The sequence below is a fragment of the Mucilaginibacter sp. SMC90 genome, assembly GCF_022811725.1.
Classification (GTDB): domain Bacteria; phylum Bacteroidota; class Bacteroidia; order Sphingobacteriales; family Sphingobacteriaceae; genus Mucilaginibacter.
This window is the reverse complement of the sequence record NZ_CP094527.1, coordinates 6,265,564-6,287,586: the sequence shown is the minus strand read 5'-3', so window position 1 is coordinate 6,287,586 and position 22,023 is coordinate 6,265,564. Positions and strand designations below refer to the sequence as shown.

The 22,023-nt window shown below is 49.5% G+C and carries 22 protein-coding genes; all 22 read left to right on the top strand.

Translation table 11 applies throughout. The features are described 5' to 3' along the window. The first annotated feature begins 16 nt into the window (after positions 1–16). The 22 genes from MTO98_RS25835 to MTO98_RS25730 all read left to right on the top strand — a co-directional run bounded on the left by MTO98_RS25835 (position 17) and on the right by MTO98_RS25730 (position 22,023). Positions 17–658: a ParA family protein gene (locus MTO98_RS25835; protein ID WP_243481867.1), complete on the top strand. Its 642-nt coding sequence runs from the start codon at positions 17–19 to the stop codon at positions 656–658. Then, entirely contained in the window at positions 642–959 is a 318-nt protein-coding gene (locus MTO98_RS25830; protein ID WP_243481866.1) for a hypothetical protein, read from the top strand. The genes MTO98_RS25835 and MTO98_RS25830 overlap by 17 nt, the downstream gene beginning before the upstream one ends. Beyond that, entirely contained in the window at positions 956–1,249 is a 294-nt protein-coding gene (locus MTO98_RS25825; RefSeq protein ID WP_243481865.1) for a hypothetical protein, read from the top strand. The genes MTO98_RS25830 and MTO98_RS25825 overlap by 4 nt, the downstream gene beginning before the upstream one ends. Continuing rightward, positions 1,249–1,539, top strand: a complete 291-nt coding sequence (locus tag MTO98_RS25820; RefSeq protein WP_243481864.1) for a DUF4134 family protein — start codon at positions 1,249–1,251, stop codon at positions 1,537–1,539. The genes MTO98_RS25825 and MTO98_RS25820 overlap by 1 nt, the downstream gene beginning before the upstream one ends. Before the next feature lie 230 nt (positions 1,540–1,769). Next, the gene (locus tag MTO98_RS25815; protein WP_243481863.1) at positions 1,770–2,075 is read left to right on the top strand and encodes a DUF4134 domain-containing protein; all 306 of its coding nucleotides are present in this window, start codon (positions 1,770–1,772) and stop codon (positions 2,073–2,075) included. A gap of 1 nt (position 2,076) precedes the next feature. Beyond that, positions 2,077–2,364, top strand: a complete 288-nt coding sequence (locus MTO98_RS25810) for a plasmid transfer protein (protein WP_243481862.1) — start codon at positions 2,077–2,079, stop codon at positions 2,362–2,364. Next, positions 2,342–4,765, top strand: coding sequence for a TraG family conjugative transposon ATPase (locus MTO98_RS25805; protein WP_243481861.1), 2,424 nt, complete (start codon positions 2,342–2,344; stop codon positions 4,763–4,765). The genes MTO98_RS25810 and MTO98_RS25805 overlap by 23 nt, the downstream gene beginning before the upstream one ends. A gap of 74 nt (positions 4,766–4,839) precedes the next feature. Then, complete coding sequence (locus MTO98_RS25800; RefSeq protein WP_243481860.1) at positions 4,840–5,508, top strand: hypothetical protein; 669 nt, start codon at positions 4,840–4,842, stop codon at positions 5,506–5,508. After that, entirely contained in the window at positions 5,505–6,185 is a 681-nt protein-coding gene (locus tag MTO98_RS25795) for a hypothetical protein (protein ID WP_243481859.1), read from the top strand. Before MTO98_RS25800 ends, MTO98_RS25795 begins: the two co-directional genes overlap by 4 nt. Next, positions 6,182–6,847, top strand: coding sequence for a hypothetical protein (locus MTO98_RS25790; RefSeq protein WP_243481858.1), 666 nt, complete (start codon positions 6,182–6,184; stop codon positions 6,845–6,847). Before MTO98_RS25795 ends, MTO98_RS25790 begins: the two co-directional genes overlap by 4 nt. Further along, entirely contained in the window at positions 6,844–7,623 is a 780-nt protein-coding gene (locus MTO98_RS25785) for a hypothetical protein (protein WP_243481857.1), read from the top strand. The genes MTO98_RS25790 and MTO98_RS25785 overlap by 4 nt, the downstream gene beginning before the upstream one ends. After that, complete coding sequence (locus MTO98_RS25780; protein ID WP_243481856.1) at positions 7,620–8,774, top strand: plasmid transfer protein; 1,155 nt, start codon at positions 7,620–7,622, stop codon at positions 8,772–8,774. The genes MTO98_RS25785 and MTO98_RS25780 overlap by 4 nt, the downstream gene beginning before the upstream one ends. A 56-nt stretch (positions 8,775–8,830) precedes the next feature. Continuing rightward, the gene (gene traK, locus MTO98_RS25775) at positions 8,831–9,445 is read left to right on the top strand and encodes a conjugative transposon protein TraK (RefSeq protein ID WP_243481855.1); all 615 of its coding nucleotides are present in this window, start codon (positions 8,831–8,833) and stop codon (positions 9,443–9,445) included. After that, complete coding sequence (locus MTO98_RS25770) at positions 9,423–9,836, top strand: hypothetical protein (RefSeq protein ID WP_243481854.1); 414 nt, start codon at positions 9,423–9,425, stop codon at positions 9,834–9,836. The genes traK and MTO98_RS25770 overlap by 23 nt, the downstream gene beginning before the upstream one ends. Positions 9,837–9,847: 11 nt before the next feature. Further along, on the top strand, positions 9,848–10,987 hold the full coding sequence (locus MTO98_RS25765) for a conjugative transposon protein TraM (RefSeq protein ID WP_243481853.1): 1,140 nt from the start codon (positions 9,848–9,850) through the stop codon (positions 10,985–10,987). Between the two features lie 3 nt (positions 10,988–10,990). Then, on the top strand, positions 10,991–11,788 hold the full coding sequence (locus tag MTO98_RS25760; RefSeq protein ID WP_243481852.1) for a DUF4138 domain-containing protein: 798 nt from the start codon (positions 10,991–10,993) through the stop codon (positions 11,786–11,788). Between the two features lie 4 nt (positions 11,789–11,792). After that, positions 11,793–12,008, top strand: a complete 216-nt coding sequence (locus MTO98_RS25755) for a hypothetical protein (RefSeq protein WP_243481851.1) — start codon at positions 11,793–11,795, stop codon at positions 12,006–12,008. 1 nt (position 12,009) lies between these two features. Then, positions 12,010–17,469, top strand: coding sequence for a helicase-related protein (locus MTO98_RS25750; RefSeq protein ID WP_243481850.1), 5,460 nt, complete (start codon positions 12,010–12,012; stop codon positions 17,467–17,469). 43 nt (positions 17,470–17,512) lie between these two features. Beyond that, entirely contained in the window at positions 17,513–19,534 is a 2,022-nt protein-coding gene (locus tag MTO98_RS25745) for a type IV secretory system conjugative DNA transfer family protein (protein ID WP_243481849.1), read from the top strand. Next, positions 19,531–19,941, top strand: a complete 411-nt coding sequence (locus tag MTO98_RS25740; RefSeq protein WP_243481848.1) for a hypothetical protein — start codon at positions 19,531–19,533, stop codon at positions 19,939–19,941. The genes MTO98_RS25745 and MTO98_RS25740 overlap by 4 nt, the downstream gene beginning before the upstream one ends. 46 nt (positions 19,942–19,987) lie before the next feature. Then, positions 19,988–20,392, top strand: coding sequence for a hypothetical protein (locus MTO98_RS25735; RefSeq protein ID WP_243481847.1), 405 nt, complete (start codon positions 19,988–19,990; stop codon positions 20,390–20,392). After that, on the top strand, positions 20,389–22,023 hold the full coding sequence (locus MTO98_RS25730; protein ID WP_243481846.1) for a zincin-like metallopeptidase domain-containing protein: 1,635 nt from the start codon (positions 20,389–20,391) through the stop codon (positions 22,021–22,023). Before MTO98_RS25735 ends, MTO98_RS25730 begins: the two co-directional genes overlap by 4 nt.

Here is a 22,023-nt window from a genome sequence, read left to right as displayed (position 1 = left end):
CAATCAACCTTTAATCATGACAATACTTATAGCAAACCAGAAGGGAGGGGCGGGAAAAAGCACGCTCACCCTGGTCATGGCCAATTACCTGACCACCGCGAAAAATTGCCCCGTCACCGTGGTAGACATGGACTATCAGCAGTCCATATCACAGAAATTCGACAAGGCCAAGATCCTGGAAAATGCGGAGCCTTACCAGGTTGTACCAACGAGCCTTGAGGCATACCCGGTACTCCGGAATATCGTCGGCAAAAAGAAAGAAGATATCGTACTTATCGATCTTCCAGGTAAGTTGGACGACGACGGATTGATACCGGTTTTCCAATCTGCCGAGCTGGTGATTTGCCCGTTCTCCTATGATGAGTTCAGCTTTACGTCTACGATACTCTTCACCGTCGTATTGCGGAAGATCAATCCAAAGATCCCGATAGTCTTTATTCCCAACAGGGTGAAAGCCAACGCTAAATTCGAGATCATGGAGGAGGTTAACGAACAGCTTTCCAAGTTTGGAAGGATCAGTGCCATGCTTCCCGACCGGATAGACTTCCAGCGGGTCAATACTTTTCAAACACCTTTGTCCCTGCTCTCGCTCATCGTTCCCGTTTTTGAACCTATATACAATCACTATATCCATGGAAAACATGAAATCACTGGCTGACCAGCTCCGCGAGGAACTGGGGAAACCCGACGCGAAAAAAACGAAAAATGACAACCGGAAGAAAACGGTACGCGAAATCCCGCAGATCCTGCAGGCCATTATGGATTATGACAACAGTAATAATAAAAGTATGGTACACGTGAGGTTCGACGCGGATTACGTACTGCTTTTGAGCCAGTTTAAGATCGCTACCAATATAGATACTACCAAGCTCGTCGCCTTCGCTGTAAAATATCTTTTTGAGCAGCACCCCGAACTGAAAAAAGTAATCAAACAATTTATGCTAAATACAGAATTATGAACTGGATAAAATTTACGCTTTGGCTTTCGGCCATTTACGCTAGCTATTACGGACTATTGATCACATGGGACTTTCTTCGTTCCGGGAAATCCGACAATCACGAAGAACGAAACGTGTTGACCTTTGTAGAACAAGAAACTCCGGTTCGGCTCCAATCGGGAACAGATGAAGACAGCCCTGCCAGGTTGGAATCTCCCATCGTTTCTTCCGGTGGGGTGCGCATCAAACAAATGTTCGGCCTCGCTCAGCAGGAGGCCATTGAGTTTACCCGCGCGGTAAGCTTTTCCTGATGAAGTCATTTTTCTTATTCTGTTGCTGCCTGCTTGCATTGGGCGCACAAGCGCAACCTGGCATAGCTGAAATGCAGCAGGCGCGACAGGATCTTGCTTCAGATTTTTTCTCCGCCGTCGACCTTTCCTTTGTGACGGCCGGAATCTTAGGTATTATCGGTGCCCTCAAGATCCATAAGAGGATGCAGGACGGTAACCGGGATATCACGCCTGATATCTCAGGCTGGTTTTATGCGGCAATTTTCATCTTGCTCGCGGGTGTTTTTTTAAAGGCGTTGTTCGGGATCTGAACGCTTTTTTTCTTTATGAGGCCACCACCCGGTGGCCTGTAAAAGTTCCCTGTCTTTTACCTCTTTACGACCTTCTAACGGTCAGCGGCTGCAATGTATTGCGGCTTTTTTTATGCCCTTCGGCTGTATTCCTGACGGCGTTGTTCGAGATCTGAACGCCTGATATGCATACACGGCTGCCACCCCGGTAGCCTTAAAAGATCTCCGCCTTCATTCTCATACCTCGATTAATGTTTACCAAAACAAAAAAGTTATGGGCCATGGCATTCCTGCTTGCCCTTTCAGTTCCCGCGTTTGCCCAAAATGGTGTTAACGGCCTTAACACCGCTACCACAACCCTGAAAACCTATATCGCCCCGGTGACGAACATTACACTGGTCATTGGCGGCATCGTCGGTATAGTCGGCGCCATCCGTGTCTATTCAAAATGGAATAGTGGTGATCAGGATATCAACAAAGAGCTCATGGGATGGGGTGGAAGCTGTGTGTTCCTCGTCGTTTCCGCGCTCGTGATCAAAGCTTTCTTCGGCCTTTAAAATGCCGCCAAAGTACGCTGTTTATAAGGGGCTTCAGAAGCCCCTTATATTCAAAGGATTTAAAGGGAAGTTCATCTATTGGGGCATTGGTTTCCTGCTCGCAGGACTGGTGTTCGGCGCATTGACCATGTCGCTGATCAATATGTGGCTCGGGGCATTTGTACTTATCGGCTGCATTGTTGGCGGCTTGCTCTTTACCGCGTCGAAGCAGAAAAAAGGCCTGCATGTGAAAACTCGCTCAAAACACATTCTTATCCTCAACCATTATGGCCGGAAAAACTTTGTTTAACATTCCCTATGCCGGGATTGATAAAAGCAGCGGGTACAACCTGCTGATCGGGATGAACGGCGAAACATCCGTAGTTATCGGGATGGTCAACCCGGTCACCCGTTATGCTGCCCATGCTGCCGGCTACGAAGAATTCCACCGGCAATTGATTAACATCATTTCCATTCTTGGCGATGGTTACATTATTCAAAAGCAGGATATCATCTGCCGGGGACGCTATCAGGGTTCCCCACAAAAAGAATATCTCCAACAAAAATACAACGCCCATTTTGAGGGCAGGGAACGCCTGCAGATCGAAACCTACCTGACCATCACCCGCCAGGTAAAAAAGGGCAGGTTCTATGTTTACGATCCAAAATCGATACAGGATTTCTTACGGTCGATCGGGAAAATAATGGAAATGATCCCCGGTGCCCATGCCTTAAAGGAGGAGGCCATTAACCACCTTGTTCTGCGCATGCTCGGTATGAATTTCAACGGAAGCTGCCTGAAGCTCGACAATATCGCACCGGGAGATGACCGGATCAGGATCGGCAAACGGCATGTACGGAGTATCAGCCTGGTCAATATTGATACCATCGACCTGCCCCCTGAAGTAAGTCCCTTCATTGAACTTAACGATAGTGAAAGCCTCCGCGGTTTCCCGGTAGATTTCCTGTCTTTTCTTTTCAGGATACCACATGCGGAAGCAGTGGTATTAAACCAGCTCATCGATATCCCGAACCAGGTAATGACATTGCGCGCGCTGGAGGCAAAGAAGAAAAAGCATTCCGGCATCCCCGACCCGGTCAATAACCTTTGTGTTGAAGACATCGACCGGCTCTTAGCCGATGTTGCCCGGGATAACCTGTTATTGGTCAAAGCACACTTTAACGTCGTCATCGCTGCTGGTGAAAATGATTTGCAAAAAGCAGGAAATTTTGTCGAAAACGCCTTATTCCAGTATGGGATCATCCCGAGCGAAAATGCTTATAATCAGCTGGAATTGTTTCGAACGATACTGCCGGGCAATGGTGTCGAACTCAAAAACTATGACTGGTTCCTGACAACCGCCGAAGCAGCTGCCTGTTTCTTTTTTAAAGAATCACTTCAGAAGGATGAACTGTCGGATTTCCTTATCCGCTTTACCGACAGGCAGGGAATCCCGGTCGGAATAGACTTGGCAGATTTACCGATGCGGACAGGTAGGATTAATAATCGCAACAAATTCGTGATGGCCCCCAGTGGAGCGGGCAAGTCTTTTTTTGTAAATTCACTGGTAGAACAATACATGTTGTACAACATGGATGTGGTCATCGTTGATACCGGTCATTCGTATTCCGGGCTCTGCAAATATTATGGTGGAAAATACATCACCTATACAGATCAGCGTCCGATCACCATGAACCCCTTCCGCATCAGCGAAGCTGAATACAACATCGAGAAGAAGGATTTCCTGATCACGCTGGTAGGGGTAATATGGAAAGGGGCCGAAGGGGGGCTGAGCCAGGTGGAACGGGATGTTATTTCCAATGTCATCAGCGCATATTACATCAGCTGTTTCGCAGGGCAGGGAAATATGAACTTCAATACCTTTTATGAGTTCGCACTGGAAAAAATTCCCCTGATCCAGTCTGAAGAACGGATCGTTTTTGACTTCGATGAGTTCAGGTATGTGCTGAAGAAGTTTTATACCGGTGGTGAATTCGCGTTGATCCTCAACCAGGATACGGACAGCTCTTTGTTTACTGAACGCTTCGTCGTATTTGAAATTGACCAGTTGAAGGAGAACAAAACCCTCTTTCCGATAACTACGCTCATCATAATGGATGTATTTATCCAGAAGATGCGGTACCGCAACCAAATGCGTAAGGCACTGATCGTGGAGGAAGCCTGGAAGGCGATTGCCAGTCCCCTGATGGCGGGCTACCTGCTCTATCTGTATAAGACGGTCCGCAAGTTTTGGGGCGAAGCAATCGTCGTAACCCAGGAATTAGGCGATATCATCGGGAATTCAGTTGTTAAGGACAGTATCATCAATAATTCGGATACGATATGCCTGCTTGACCAGTCCAACTTTCGGGATAAATATGCGGAGATCGCAGCGCTTCTTTCTATCAGTAAAACCGAGCAGAAAAAGATCTTTACCATCAACCAGCTGGAGAAAGGTCCTGCACGTGGCCGCTTTAAAGAAGTATACATCCGGCGGGGAAGTGTTGGCGAGGTCTATGGTGTCGAGGTTTCTACCGAGCAGTATCTCACCTACACGACAGAGAAACCGGAAAAAACAGCCGTGGAAAGTTACACCGATGCCTTTGGGTCGTACGAAGAAGGCCTTGACGCCTTTGTTGCTGATTTCCGGCAAAGCGGCCTTTCGCTTGCGGGGTTCGTTAACGCGGTGAACCTTAAGCATCAATCTTAACTGCCTTTGGTATCATGTCCATCGCTTTGCCATCCGGAAAATCCGGGTGGCTTTTACATTTCAAATTTTAAGCTATGATAATTAAAATAAGCAGTTTGATCGCTGCATTGCTGATCGTGACAAAAGCATTTTCACAGGAGCTGGTAGTAGACCCGGCGACATCGGCGGCCATCGCTGTAAATGCCGGCATGATCAATGGCCAGCTGAATACCACAAATGATAAGCTTAACCTGATAGGCCAGGGGCAGCTGGCCGTAAGCAGTCAGCTCGTATTGGTCAATAACCTGCAAAATAGGATCTATAAAGGTTTGAGCGAAGTAGCGGCAGTCATCAATAATCTTTATACGGTGAAGGATATAGCTGAATGCGGATCGGATATCGTTAACGATGTGGGGTCGGCGGTCTCTATGGCCCGTTCCAATCCGGTATTGCTGCTGTTCGCTGAACAGGGCGCACGCGATTTTGACACACGCGCAGGGATGCTCGCCGCCGACGTCAGCGCATTCGTCTTAAAGCCCGGAGCTAATAACCTCATGGACTCCGGAGAAAGGGGCAGGTTGCTGAACCACATAGCCGACCAAATGCGCATATTACGGGGAATCGCGTTTGGCATGAACCGCGCGATATACTGGGCAAAAATGAATGGGATATTCCGTTCGCTTAACCCCTGGGCGGAATGGCAAAACCAGGATACACGCATCGCTAATGAAGTGCTCAATAACGCCAAATACCTGAAGAAATGAAAAGATTGACGTTACGTTATGCTGGTTTGATTTCGTTGCTGTCGTTATCGGGTAACGTTGTCGTAGCCCAGCACAAAGTGCTTAATATCCCCGCCATTCACCAGCTTGTCGAAGAATCCAAATCTGAGAACAAGCAACAGACCGAGGCCAGGAACAGGCAGGCCGCCGCCCTGGCCAATGAGCAGGCGAACCTGACCCTCCTTGCCAGATTGAAGGTTACTTACCGGAACCTGCAGGGCCGGTACAATACGCTTGGCACAGCGATCAATGCAGCTCAGATCGGTTTATACGCGACACCGATGGTTCAGCGGATCATCAGCAACCAGGCGCAAATCATCGACCTTGTCGAAAATAACCCTGCACTGATCGCAATTGGATATGGGGCGGCTTTGGATTTTTCAGATAAAGCTAAGGGTTTGCTCCGTTATGTTTCCGGGTTGATCCTGTCACTCGGAGACGTGAACCAGATGAAGGCTTCGGACCGTAAGCTTCTTTTTGATTATGTGCTTTCGGAACTAAGCGCCATTCAGGACCAGTCCGGGAATATGCTGGCAATGATGCAGTATTCGCGGTTACCAGATCTACTGAAAGCGGCGCACCCCTTCCAAAGTTTCATTGATGCCGATCAGGACCTGGCAAAAGATATTTTACGAAACGCCAAATACCTCAAATTATGAAAATGATCTTTATAGTCCTTTGGGCATTTTTATTGGCGGACTGCGCTGATGCTCAAAAAGCTGTCTTCGACGCTAAGCATTATCAGTCGGTTGTGGCAAACGCGGCCGTACGCAGCTCGGCTGAAACAACGCACCAGCAATATCTTGCTAAGATAAATACCGATATCGACAACCTGAATACCAATGCCGGATCGGTCGTACTGGCACAGGAGATGATCTATCGTTCACTTTCCAATGTGAACTCCGCACTGAAGGACGGTCTTGAAGTAAAATACATGTTTTTTATCGTGAGCGATATAAGCTCCTACGTCACGCAATCCCTCGAACTGGCGAAAACCAATCCATTCCTGCTCGCCTTTGCCAACGGTATGACCAACGAAATGCGACAGCGGGCACTCGCCCTGGTTTCCGATGTTTCCGGCTTCGTGCTCAAAGAAGGCAGTAATATGCTCGCCGATTACAGTGCCCGCGACGAGTTGCTACACAAGGTTGTAACGCAGTTGCAAATCCTTGACGGACTTGCCTACGGCTGCTGGAAAGCCATGTTCTGGGCCAGGCAAAACGGTCTGTTCAAAAGCATGAACCCCTTCCGCGATTTTATCAGTCATGACCGCGATTATGTCACCCAGATCATCCGAAACGCTAAATATTTAAGAGAATGAAAAAGTATATATTTTTATTGGCCTGCCTGGAGCTGTGTTGCACAGCGGGCCGTGGACAGCAAAAGATCAATGATGAAGCGCTGCGTTACCAGGAGCAGCGGATGGTGTTCCAGCAATGGGACCAGAATAAATTCAAGCCCTCTTCCGGTTTTTTAGGCCTCAACCCGTTTTACTGGCTGGTCTGGGGTTTTCCCTATCCTAATTACCACAAGACAGACCTCCGCCCCTTGCGGGCAAACGGCCCCCAGACCCAGCGGCTTGCCGCGGTGGCCACGATGCAGTCTGTTGATGACAAACACAAATTACAATCCGATACCCTGCGGAACACAGCCCTTTCTCAAATAGCCTCCCAATCCGGCCTTTTGAGCGATGCTGACCCCTTATGGCTACTTTATTATAAAGATCAGTTCGGGCCCGTATTGAACCATTCGATGCAATCGATCCTCGCAGGATTACCGGTTGCGGTACAGCAGAACCTCGTCTCCGAGGGGCTCTATGACTGGTATCGGAATGAGCTGGACAGGCTCAAAGAAAGGCTCGACGGGGCCCGTAATAGCGATATGGACCGCGGTTCCAGGATCATGACCTATTATCGTTTGCTCCATGAATTCCGAACGAAATCAGGCATTTGGGCGATCAGGACCGCCTCGGCCCAGGCTACGCTCGATATGACCGCCCGGCAGGAAAAACTGAAAACAGGTAGTACAAGCCTGGGTGCCTGGAAGCCGCAAACTGACATCGAAATCGCTCAAAAAGTTTTACAACATATCCGATGAAAAAGAAAATTCCTATACTACTAATATTGATGCTGCTCTGCATCGCCGCTTTACCTGCCAGCGCTGACGAAGACCATACTACGACCCTCGAATTTCTGCAGGGAGACGGTGTCTATGAATCCGGCGTAATGGTTTTTTTGAAAGGCTTAAAAGATTCCGTCTGGACGCATTTCGACCTGTTCATTGCTGATGCCAAGGCCCTTGCTGCCATATTCATGATCATTTTCTTCGCTGTCAAGTCTTACGAGATGATGGTAGGGGATAAGCAGCTGGAAATCATGCCGCTATTGCGCCCCTTCGGTCTCGCCATGATTATTTTATGGTGGGGCGTTTTTGTAAAAATGGTCGCTTTCCCGACCGATCTCGTTGCACAGCAAACGGAGGAAATGTTCAACAGCGAACAGCATATCGTGAATAACCTGCGGGTGAAACGCTCGGAACTCATGGTCGCCGTGACCAATTCACTGTACACCTACCAGGCGCAAACGGAAGTTGCTGAAAAGGAAAGCGATACCTGGTATGACGAGGCATGGAACTCGGTCACCAGTACGGTCAAGCAGGGTATCGGCACGATCATATCTCCCATACTGGAATTGAAGAACCGACTGGCCATGGGCCTGCAGCTACTCTTTACTAACTTGCTGGAACTCCTCGGGATCTGGATCCTCCGCCTTGCGGTTTATGTGATCTTTATGTTGCAAATTATCTATTCCACGATCCTCATTATTCTCGGTCCCTTTGCGGTCGCGGCCAGTATCCTGCCGGCATTCCGCGACAGCTTCAGTACTTGGATCGCCCGTTTTATTTCGGTAAACCTTTATTCGGGGATCGCCTACCTGATCATGTACCTGACCGGTTTGATGCAGGAATATGCCTTGACCTCGGAGATCGTGAAATACCAGGAGCTTGTAGGCGAACATGGCATGGCGGCAGATATGGGGAAGATCACCTTGTTTGCAGGAAACGGGATCATTTCCTTTGGAACAGTGATCATCGTTTTCCTGATCGGTGCGATCTGTATGTTCACGGTGCCCAGTATCTCCACCTGGATCATTTCCACCTCTGGCATAAGTTCGGCCGCCTCAACGTTTGGGCGCAGTTCCGGCACCGTAACAGCCGCCGCAAAAAAGGCGGTTGTCGCGATTTTATAGTTCCCAATTTGAATTATTAACTCATGGCTCCTTGCGGGGCCTTTTTATTTATCGCTATGATCATTAAAAATATTGAAGATAAGATCCGGCTCGCTACCATTGTATCGATCGGAAGTTTACTGACGGCACTCATCATTGTTGCCGTCAATTGCTTTTACTCTTACCGCCTGGTTGCTGCCTCCCAGCGTAACATATATATTCTCGACAATAACGTGCCTATCCTGGCCAAACAAACTGACATGCAGATCAACCGGCCCGCTGAATACAGGGCGGAAGTGGATGTGTTTCATTCCCTTTTCTTTTCGCTGACGCCGGACGATAAATATATGGAATACCAGATGAAAAAAGCCATGTACCTCATCGATGAATCCGGTATGCAGCAATACAACGATTTGAAGGAAAAAGGTTTTTTCAATTCCATCCTCAGTTCGAGTTCAGTACTTACGTTGCAGACAGATTCTATAGCACTGGATATGCCGAAACGTTACTTCCGCTACTATGGTAAACTGAAGATCGACCGCAGGAGTTCGACCGTCATCCGCTCACTCATTACCGAAGGCTATCTGAAAGATATCCCCCGTAGCGATAATAACCCGCACGGAGTCATCATTACCAACTGGAAAACTTTAGAAAATAAGGACCTCGAAGATGTGGAAAAGAATACATTCTAACCGCGATCCCAGGGATACGCTGTTCAGCGAAATCAAAAAAGAGTTCAGCGGGTATTTCAAATGGCTTGGTGAGGCCTTCCGGAAACGTGCCGAAAGACGTCCAAAAGTTTCTTTCGGTATCATGGTCGCAGCCATGTTTTTGTCCATGATCCTTTCTTTTACCCTTTTCAGAGCACGGGAAAAACCGGGCTTTCCTGCGATATCGAAAGTATTCGAGCCCGCCGCAGACGGCTTCAGTAAGATTATCGAAACTTCGGTAGATATCCGGCAAACGCTCGCCCTGAAACATCTGGTAGACAGCCTGGCGTCAAAAAAACAGCTCTCTCGAAAGGACAGCCTGAAGCTGGACAGCGCGCTTGACCGGCTCCGGGTGATCCGAAACCGACATTAATTAATCATATCATGAAAATAGATTTTAAACAGCCCAAATATGTGCTGCCGGCCATCGCCTTGCCTTTCCTGATCCTCTTTTACTACGCCTGGCAAAGCGGCTTCTCTAAAAAAGAGCCGGAAACGAAACCGAAACCGGGATTGAACGCGACGGTTGCAAACGTCTCTTCGGATGTACGAAAAAAAAACCTGTCGGATAAGCTGGACGCCTACAGGAACACCTTTAAGGATGCAGACGGGTTTAGCGCTGTAAATGTCATCCCTAAGGAAACATCGGGCTACCCGGCCTTCCGTGATCCTTACAGCAGCAACGAAAAACGCACACTGGATTCCATCGAAAAAGCAATGAAGGCCAGATATGCTCCCTTACCGGCGGATAACCAGGACAAGGCTGTTGCGGCGGCCATACAGGGCATGGAACGCCGCCGGATGCCAGCACCTTCAAAGCACACGGTTGCTGAACCTGGCCCGATGGACATCTTTAAGCAGCAGATGGCTTACATCGACAGCGTGGGTAAAATGAATGATCCGGAATATAAGGCGCAGAAACTAAAACAGGCTGCTGCGGAGCAGCTGGCTAAAACCAACGTTGCCGGCCCTAAGCTGGAGGTCAGAAAAAATGATAGTATAACTGGCGACTTCAATACAGTTAAACCCGGAGGGAACAACAGCTTCATTTCCGCGATGATCGATGAAAGTATCACAGGGTATGCAGGCTCCCGCCTTCGCCTGAAATTGCTGGAGGATATCCGTGCCGGTGATAACCTCGTAGCCAAAGGCACTTTGCTCTATGCCCAGATCAGCGGCTTTTCCGAACAGCGGGTCAGCCTCGTGATCAGTTCCATAGTCGCTGGTGGCAGGATCCTGCCGGTGAAGCTGCAGGTTTATGACCTGGATGGTTTACCAGGCTTGTACGTCCCATCATCGGCATTTCGCGATTTTACAAAAGATCTTGGTGGCAGCTCTGTACAGGGCGTGACCCTTGACGGGACCTCGGGCAGCCAGTTCATCATGAGTTCGGTCAGCAAAATGTTCCAGTCAACTTCCTCGGCAATTGCCGACCTGATCCGCAAGAACAAGGCGAAGCTGAAATACAATACTTATATCTATCTCATCGACAACGATTCCCTACAAACCGCTCAAAAGAATTAACCTATGAAAAACATCATCCTTTTATGGCTTGCCTGCATGGCGGCACCGGCACTCTATGCCCAGGAAAAACTACCCCTGGTTTGTCTCCCACTTAATCTGACAATCCATTTCGTCTCACCGGAACCGATACAATACGTGGATATATCCAGTAAGGGAATGGTCGGCGACCTCCCGCTGAAAAACGTGTTCAGGTTGAAAATGCGGGATTCGACAGTGAATTTTCAGGATGCCGTTGTGACCATCGTCGGGGAGAAATTTATCGCCCAATACCACGTTGTCCCCGGCGGTGCGGATGTGCCCACCGAAATAGAAATTGTGCCTGCTGATACCCACCAATTGGATGTCGCAGGGATTGGCTTTTCCGAGAATCAGCTCCGGAAACTGTCCCTCGGGATCTTTGCAGGTAAAGGCCGGCACCCGCTGGAAAAGGTAAAGGCTTTCGGTATGGAGGCTAAGGTCAACCAGGTTTTTACGGCCGGTGACTACCTTTTTCTTGATATCAGTTACCTCAACAAAACCAACCTTAAATACGATTCCGAAGGATTTCAGTTCAAGGTGGACGATAAAAAGGTGACTAAAGCATCCAACGTGCAATCCGTCGAATTGAAACCTGTGTTCACCTTGCTTGACATTGCCCCTTTTACGAAAAGCTACCGGAACATATTTGTATTCAAAAAACTGACCTTTCCCGGGAATAAAGTACTCTCCGTAGAATTAAGCGAAAAACAGTTTTCCGGCCGGGTCATCAGGATCAACCTTTCCTATAAAGATATCCTCGCTGCCTATACCATTCCAAATTAAGCTTATGACTGACGTACTTGCCTATGACTACCTGAAGCTGGTGATGGAAGAAGAGTTCACCGAAACCTTCCTTCGGTTCAGCAATGACGGCATACTTCATTATGAACTGACCAATATTCTCGAACTGTGCGCCCCGCTGATGGAAGGCCTCGATGAGGATGACCGCTTTTTGAAATACGAGGTGATCGGGACGATTGCCGATTACCTGCAGGAGGAATGACATGGCTTTTAATACTGCTCAAAGGCTGGCCGCAAATATCGCGGCCATCCGCATTGCGCTGGATTTTTCTGGCGGTCAGCTCTCATCGGGAGAGGTGGAAGCACTCAGCATGTATGCAGGCTTCGGCGGCTTAAAAGTGATCCTCAACAAGCCGGGCACTATTGAAGAATGGAAAAAGAATGGTGTATCGGACGCCGATCTGAAACTTTATCCGCAGGTCATGGAACTCCACCGCCTGTTACAGGATAAGCTTTCACCAAAAGAATACAGGCAGGTTTTTGACTCGCTGCGGAACAGCAGGCTGACGGCTTTCTATACGCCGGGCTTCGTACCGGAAATGATTTACGCTGCCTTCCGCGAAAACAACGCCGCTCCCCGGAAAATCTACGAACCAAGCGCAGGTGCCGGCATTTTTATTACCAAAGGCTTTGAAGCCTTTCCGGGAGCGGCAATCAATGCCGTTGAAAAAGACATACTTACCGGCAAAGTGCTCAAAGCCTACTGCGCCGGGCTTGGGATTCCTGCGGAGATACAAGTGATGGCGCTCGAAGAAACAGATGCGGCAGAGAAAGGGCAGTCGGACCTCGTAATCAGCAATATCCCTTTCGGGAAGTTTTCGGTGTACGACCCTGCCTATCTCGGCAGCCCGGTGGCTTCGAAAATCCACACTTATTTTTTTGCCAAAGGCCTGGATAAGTTGGCCGATGGCGGTATCCTCGCCTATCTCGTTACTGACGCTTTTCTAAACAACCCTTCCAACAGCAGCGCCCGTAAGTTTCTGGTGACAAATGCCGACCTGCTCAGCGTAGCGGTGCTTCCTGCGAACCTGATGAAGGAAAATGCAAATGTTGAGGTGGGCACCCACCTGATCGTTGTACAGAAAAACACGGGTAAAACCAGGCTAAGGGATGCCGACGTGCAGCTCATGGAGACGACAGAGCGGAAAAATGACCATGGGACATACCATATCAACAGCTATATTGATGCGCAGGAAAATATAATTCTCGGGGATGAGCTTTTAGAGGGCACGAACGCCTATGGTGAACCCAACCTGACCGTATGGTATAACGGGGAAATGCCCGATATCGCCCCTTTTCTGAAGAAAATTATCAGCGAGGGGATCGGACGGAATTTCGACATTAAAAAATGGCAGGCCATTGCCTTTGAACAGGAAAAGAAGCCGCAGGGACGAAAACTGACGTTTTTGGAACTGCCGGCGGAAGTCAAAGGAAAAAGCACCGGACAGCTCGGGTTATTTGATGTTGCCGCTGAAACCAACCGCGCACTAAGCTACCTGAAAGACATCGATAAAGCAGTAATTGACCCCGGGACTGCGAAGCAGATCAGCACGATCCGGACAACCGATCAATTAACACACGATAGCGTTGTCATGCTTACTGCCCGGGCCAGATCAAATAACCGCTACCTGTACAAGCTGTTCAGCAATGTAAAGGAATTAAGCTTTTCTAACCGCTGGCATAATGGCCAGGCTCTCGGTAATGAACTGGAGATCCTTGCGGCAAAACTGAAGTATTATGCTCACGACTACCGTTATGAAGGTGATACAAGTTTCGAACCCGCATTTAAACTGCAACCTGACCGTCCTAAGGCGTTCACCGAAATCAGGCCGTACTATACCAAAGATACACTGGTTGTTTTCAATGGCAGGGTGGGGCTGATCAGTGAGCCTCAAAAGTTTGAAGCAGAATTTGAGCCGTTGGAAATTCAGGAAGATATTGCGTTTTACCACGAATATATCTTATTACGCGATACTTATCTCCAGTTATCCGGATATGAGGCGGAACACCTGGTACAATATCCGGATTTGCGGAGAGAGCTCAACGATGCTTACGGAAATATTGTAGCAAGGTACGGCGAGCTTAATAAGACCGCGAACAGGGCACGCATCCTGAACGACGCTGCATTCGGCTTTAAAATATTGTCTTCGCTTGAAGTCAGGCAGGAGGGCGCATTCGTTCGCTCAGATATTTTTTACGGTCCTGTTTTTTCAAGTAAAGACCTGCTGCAAACCGAAGACCCCGCTGAAGCGCTCGCCATCTGCCTGAACGAACTGGGTAAGGTTGACCTGCGATTTATTGCGGAAACGACAGGTCTCGAAGAGCCGGAGATCATTCTGCAATTGGATAAGCAACTGCTTTATAATCCCGGCCCGGGCGTATGGGAAACTGCCGACAATTACCTTTCAGGCAACGTTGTCGATAAACTGAAAATAGCGGAGTCCTTATTATTGCCGGAACCGGACAATCTGCAGATTGCCAGGAGCCTTGCTGCCATCCGGCGTGTGCAGCCGGAGGTTATCCCTTTTGAGCTGCTCGATTTCAATCTCGGTGAACGCTGGGTACCTGTTGATCTATACCGGCGTTTTGCCTCATCCCTGTTCAAAACGGAGACCGATGTCAACTACTTTTCTTCGGTCGATACTTTTAAGGTAAACATTAAAAAGGGAGATCCGACCGTAACGGACGAGTTTGTGGTGGTCCCCAAATCTGGCAACCGGATACTGGCCGGTACCTTGCTGGAACATGCCCTTGAAAATACAAGCCCGCAGATCACTTATCCCCTGCAGCAGGGGGACAGGGTTGTTCGTATGGCGGATAACGAGGCCATGCAGGCCGCGCACCGTAAGATCGAAAATATCAGGCAGCGTTATATCGACTGGCTCAAGGCACTTGAATTTGCTGAGAAGAAAGAGATTCAGCAGCTTTATAATGAGAAGTTCAATTGCTTCGTGCTCCGCGAATTCGACGGCAGCCACCTGAAATTCCCGGGGCTTGATAAGAAAGCTTTGGGAATTGAAAGCCTTTATTCTTCCCAGGAGAACGCAGCCTGGCGCATCATCCAGAACCGCGGCGGTTTAATCGATCATGAGGTCGGCTTAGGGAAAACACTGACCATGATCGTGGCTGCCATGGAGATGAGAAGGCTCGGTGTGATCAACAAACCGATGATACTTGCCCTCAAGGCGAATATCGGCGACATTACCAACACGTTCCGAAAGGCTTACCCGAAGGCAAAGATCCTGGCTCCCGGTGAAAATGATTTTACACCGGCTAAAAGGCTGCGCCTTTTTCATGAGATCAAAAATAATAACTGGGACTGCATCATCCTAACCCATGACCAGTTTGGAATGATCCCGCAGTCACCGGAGATCCAGAAGGAAATACTCAATATTGAATTAGGGAACGTTGAGCTTGATCTCGAGACGCTGAAGGAACTGGGCGCTGAGGTCAGCCAGTCCATGCTGAAAGGCCTGGAAATCCGTAAGCAGAACCTGGAAGTGAAACTTAATGCGGTGCTTTATGCCATTGAGAACAAGAAGGACAACGGTATCAATTTCCAGGAAATGAATGTTGACCACCTTTTTGTCGACGAATCGCATAAGTTTAAAAACCTGACGTTCACGACGAGACATACCCGCGTTGCCGGGCTGGGGAATATGGCAGGCAGTCAGAAATCGCTGAACATGCTTTTTGCCGTACGGACGCTGCAGGAAAAGTTCGACGCCGACCTGTGCGTGACCTTTCTATCCGGTACCCCTATATCGAACAGCCTCACCGAGATGTACCTTATCTTCAAATACCTCCGTCCGAGGGAGCTGGAAAGGCAGGGCATCAGCAATTTCGATGCCTGGGCAGCGGTATACGCGAGGAAAACCGTAGACTTTGAATTTACGGTCACCAACGAGATCCGCGCGAAGGAGCGGTTCCGGCATTTTATCAAAGTGCCTGAACTGGCTTTGTTTTACAATGAGATTACGGATTATAAGACGGCCAAACATATTAACCTTGACAAGCCCGAGATTGATGAAAAGCTGGTCAATATCCCGCCGACTCCCGAGCAAAGTGAGTTTATCGAAAAACTCATGGCTTTTGCCAAAACGGGAAACGGCAGCCTGATCGGCCGCCGTCCGCTGACCAGGGAAGAAGACATGGGCAGGATGCTCATTGCGACGAACTATGCTAAGAAAATGGCAGTGGACCTGCGCCTTGTTGATGAAGAACACTACAGCGATCATCCCGGAAACAAGGTCAATGTCTGCTGCCGGAATGTAGCCCGGATCTACGGGGAGGGGCAGGAGTCCAGGGGCACGCAAATCATTTTCTGTGATATCGGGACACCACGCCCAGGCGGGTTTAACGTTTACGATGCATTACTGGAAAAGCTCGTCAATGATTTTAAGATCCCCCGTAAGGAGATCACTTTCATCCATAACTGGACCTCGAAACAAAAACCGGAATTGTTCCGCTTGATGAACGCCGGTATGATCAGGGTGTTGATCGGCAGCACCGAAAAAGCCGGGACCGGACTAAATGTTCAGGCAAGAGGACTGGCCATGCACCACCTCGATATCCCCTGGAAGCCCTCGGAACTGGAACAGCGCAACGGCCGGATGGGCAGGCAGGGAAACTGGCTGGCCAAACAGTCTTTTGGCAACAAAGTAAGGGTATTCATTTACGCCGTCGAAAAATCACTTGACAACTACAAGTTTAACCTGCTTAAAAACAAACAGACCTTTATCAGCCAGATGAAAAATAACGAACTGACCGTCCGTACCCTTGACGAGGGGGTCATGGATGAACAGAGCGGCATGAACTTTTCCGAGTACATCGCTATTCTTTCCGGCGATACTTCACTGCTGGAGAAAGCTAAGCTGGAGAAAAAAGTGGCCGTGCTGGAAAGCGCACGTTCGGCTCATTACAAAGAAGTCAGCCGTAGCCGGATCTACCTGGAAGACCTCGAAAAGGAAAAGATAGGTACCGGGCAAACCCTTGAGCTGATGCTTAAGGACCAGGCTACCTATAAAAGAGTGCTGAAATACGATGAAGACGGGAGCAAGATCAATATGATCAGGCTGGATGATTTTGCATCTGCTGACCCGGCAGAGATTGGCAACCACCTGATCGGCCTCTACCTGCGCTGGCACCCGGAAAGCTATGATAAGCCCGAAAAGCGTATCGGTGACCTTTACGGCTTCGATCTGTATGTCCGCCGAAAGCTGCATGGACTCGAAGATAAGTCGGAAAAGTTCGGGTATGCAACCACTTTATATGCGGAAAGCAGGGAAACCGGGATAAAATATATGTTCAATAACGGCGCGCCCAATATTGACAATCCTAAATATTCCGCAAGGTATTTCCTCAATGCCATCGACCGCGTCATGCCGCTTGCGGAAAAATACGGGAAACGGATGCTGGAAATTGAAGATAAGTTACCCCGGTTGCGTGATTTTTCCCAAAAAGTATTTGAGCAGGAGACCGACCTGGTCGCACTGAAGATCGAGCTGGAAAAGCTGGAAACGGAAATCAATAAAAATATCGCCGATAAACAAAAAACCGAAGGAGGTCCCGGGCAGGAAGAGGATCAGTACAATCCATTAAAACCTGGCCCGGATTCTCCGGACGATACCAAACAAATGGTTTACAGCGGCCGCAAGCGCTGAAGGGGAGCCCTGCTTCCAAAGTCAATCCTCGATCACCTGAATTATGGAGGAAACACACGATCAGCAGAAGCTGCACGGCTTCCTGCGATGCTGTATCTACCTTTCGGTCGCGCTGGAAGCCGCCGTCTTTATCTATACTGATGCCCCGTTCTGGGGCATTTTTGTTGTACCCCTGCAAAGGTTTGCAGGGATTGTTATTTATCACAAGCTCATCTACAGTAAACTGGCCACGTTTATCCTCATCTGCCTCGTCAGTATCGGGACGCTGGCAAAAAAGGAAAGAGAGCTTGAACCGAAAAAGCATATCGTCTACCCGCTGGCCCTTGGCCTGCTCCTTTTCTTCGGCAGCATGGTCTACATGGGCCGCGCATCCCCCTTTATCCTACCCTATACCTCCGGCTTCAACCTGCTCTATATCATCTGCTCATTCGCCGGAGCGCTGATGATCAGCCTGTCCATGGATAACATCTCCAAAATGATCAGGACCGGCCTGGGCAAGGATAAATGGAATGTAGAGGCGGAAAGTTTTATGCAACCGGTGAAAATGGTGGAAACACCCTCATCAGTGAATATCCCGATGTTGTTCTACCATGACAAAAGGGTATGGCGTGGTTGGGTCAACCTGACAAATATTTTTAGGGGTACCATACTTATTGGGACACCAGGGTCCGGAAAATCGTTTGGGATTGTAAATCCGTTTATAAGGCAATTAATTGGTAGTAAGTCATTTACGGTTTGTTTGTATGATTTTAAGTTTCCTGACCTCGGCCATATCGCCTACTATCATTACCTGTTGGCCAAACAGGCGGGCCGGCTGCAAGGCTTCCGTTTCCATGTGATCAACCTGAACGATGTGGAAAAAAGCAGGCGCATCAACCCCTGGCGGGCAGATTATATCAGGTCACTGGCCGATGCGGCGGAAACTGCCGAAGCGCTTGTCGAAGCGCTGAAGAAAGGGGACAGCTCAGGCGGCAGCGATCAGTTCTTTACGCAGTCGGCCATTAATTTTTTGGCCTGCTGTATTTACTTCTTAAGCAAGCATGACCAGGGAAGGTTCTCCAGCGTGCCCCATGTGCTCGCCCTTTTGAACCGCAGCTACGACGAAATATTCAACGCGCTGATTTCTGAACCTGAACTGAAATCAATGCTCTCTCCCTTCATGACGGCCTATAACGCCAAAGCGTTCGACCAGCTGGAGGGACAGATCGGTACCCTGAAGATCTTTATCAGCCGCCTGGCGACCAAGGAAACCTTTTGGGTGTTTTCGGGCGATGATTTTGACCTGAAGATCTCCTCGAAAGAAAACCCCGGTATCCTGGTGCTGGCGAATGACCCCAATACGCAGAACATCAACTCCGCCTGCTATTCCATTGTGATCAACAGGCTCACTAAATTGATCAATAATAAAGGCAATCTGCCATCAGCGCTGATCGTTGATGAGGTGCCCACCCTGTTCGTTCATAAGGTGGAAAACCTGATCGCGACAGCAAGGAGCAATAAGGTGGCGGTGCTGCTCGGGCTGCAGGAGCTGCCGCAGTTCAGCCAGCAATATGGAAAGGATACGGCGGCGACCATTACCGCGGTAGTCGGCAATGTGCTTTCAGGTTCAGTGCGCAATAAGGAAACGCTGGAATGGCTGGAGCGCCTCTTTGGCAAATCAAAGCAGGTAGGCGAAAGCCTTTCCATCGACCGCAACAAAACTTCCACTTCCCTCAATGAAAAGCTCGAGGAATTGATCCCCGCAGGCAAGATCGCGTCCCTGAAAACGGGTGAAATGGTCGGTATCATCGCGGACGATGCCCAGGAGGAATTTACCGGGAAGTATAACACATCCGCTATCCATTGCCGGATCCACCTTGACATGAAGGCCATCGCCAGGGAGGAAAGCAATTATAAGCCCTTGCCTTTTTATTATGATTTCGGGGAGCATAAGGAAGTTACCCTTACACAGAATTTCTTCCGCATCAACCAGGAAGTACAGGACATCGTCCTGAAATTCAAAGTGCCCTCACCGGCTTCGCCATCCAACATCGTTAAAGGCACCTTTAAAAACAAGACATCATGAACAATGAAGAACTGACCGGGCGCCGCGTGCTGGTGCACCCGGTACTGTGGGACGACCCGGCAGAGAAAAATGGTGAGATCGGCGAGATCACGGAAGTAAACCTCCACGATGACCTGATCCGGGTAAAATTTGATGACCAGAAATACGGTTTCTATGGCAGCGATGCCCTGCTTGTGTTCCGAAGTTCAGAGGAGATCTATGACCAGCTGAAGCAGAATGCGGTGAACCTTTCTGCCCGGGAATTCAAAGACCTTAAAAACATAGCGCTCCTGCTGGGTTATGGTAAGGAACCGCAGTTGCTTACAGCGATGAACATGGTTCGTGGCAACCCTGAAGCTTTACAGGTCAGCATGATCTCCATCGCGGACAAACTTAAAAACGCAGAAGTACGGCAGATAGGTCGCTGAACCTGCTGCTGCCGAAATATTTCCTTAAACATATAAGAACAATGCCATGATGAATAATGAACTATTGGGCACACTCGCCCTCGTCCGGCCCGACATGGAAAATGATCCGGCACATAAGCAAGGCAGCATCGGCATCATTACCTATGTTGACCCAACGGAAGATCAGGTATACCTGAGCTTTAAGGGCGGAGAGGAAGCACGCTACCCGGCAGCTGAGCTGCTCCGCCTGAAAGACCGGGAAAAACTGTTCCCCGACCTGATGAAAAACGCAGCTCAACTGGATGTCAATGATTTCAAGGACCTGTACAAAATAAGCAGCCTCCAGGATATGGGAAGGGGAGAAGACTTATGGCAGGCCCTCGAAATCGCCAGGGACAACCCGAACATCTGGGAGGGCGGCCTGGAAGCGCTTGACGCTGGTTTATCAAAACGGCAGGCAGTCAGCAGATGATACTTCCGCTGATCTGCTCCTTTCTTTGCCTTCCCCTGAAAAACCTGCAGGTGACCTCGCCATTCGGCTTCCGCATCCACCCGCTGAGCGGTAGGTATGCCCTGCATGCGGGAATAGATCTCCGGGCGCGGCATGACACGGTGTTTGCGGTATTCGACGGCAACGTCGCGCTAACCGGGTATAATATCAGCCTCGGCCGGTTTGTGGATATCGCCCACCGGGGTTTTTGCTCCGGGTACGGCCACCTGAGCCAGGTCTTTGTCCGCCAGGGCGAGGCTGTATCTGCCGGCGAGCCCATCGGCATCACAGGCGCGACAGGCAGGGTGACCGCTGAACACCTTCACTTTTCCATCCGCTGCAAAGGCCGCAGCATTGATCCGCTAAAATTTATCTATCAAATCTTAATTCAACATATCATGAGTAAAAATTTCAGACAACTACCCGAGATTGTAGCGGGCAAGCTATCATCCGAATTAAAAAACGGCACCTCATTCTTTCAAAAGCCCGTTAAAGAGAACGGGCTTCCCGCCTATGTTACGCCTGTCAACCCCAACACCGGGAAAGGTTACAGCGCGCTGAACGCGATGAACCTCGCGATGCGGGGCCATGACGACCCCAGGTGGATGTCGGCCAAAGAAGCCAGCTTTACCGGTTACGTGGTGAAGGAAGGGGCCAAAGGCACTATGATCTCCTTTCCTAAAAAGACCGATATTCAGGCCATGCGGGATTTTGAAGGTAACAAGTTTACCGATGAAGAAGGCAGGACACAGGTTAAAGTAGTGGAATTCGAAAGGCCGCAGACGGCCAACTACTTCCTGTTCAACGCCTCCCAGATCAACCGCATACCGCCGCTGGAAGATTACCTCAAAGCCAGTGACCCTGAACAATTGTCCCCGGTAGAGAAAGCAGGAAAATTAATCGCCGACAGCAAGGCAGTGATCGAGCACGGCGGCCAGGAAGCTTATTACGACAAGGCAAGGGATGTGATCCAGCTGCCTGAAAAAGAACGGTTCGAAACTGAAACCGCCTACATGCAGGCGGCCGTCCTGCAGCTGGCACACTGGAGCGGCCACGAAAGCCGCCTGAACCGCCCGCTGGATGGAAAGCTGGGCTCCCTGGACGCCGCCAAAGAAGAATTCCGTGCGGCAACAGCGGCCATGCAGATCGGGGCGGAGATCAAGCTCGGCCATAACATACCGCTGCACGCCACCTATGCCGGAACCTGGGCCAAAATGCTGAAGGACGACCCCTTCGAAATCTCCAGGGTGGCAACCGACGCGCAGAAGATCAGTAACCTGTTGTTGGGCGTAAGCCAAAAACGTGAACAGGAACAGGGACAGGAACATGGCAATGAGCAGGGCCAGGAACAGGGTTCGGCCCCGGAGAAAAAGACCGGAGCAAAAAAGGCTTTCGCGCTTGATGACGAGATCCCCTACAATGATACGGTTTACAAGGTCCTGGAGCTTCACAAGAACAAAAACGTCAAGGTGGAGGATTCGCTGGGTGCCCGCACCGTCATCAAAAAAACTGATGCGGTCTATTCCGCGCTGCTCGAGGCGAAATATGCGGAAAAGCAGCCTGAAATAGAGTTGGGTGAAGAACAGTCACAAACCGCAAAAATAGGGAGGTGA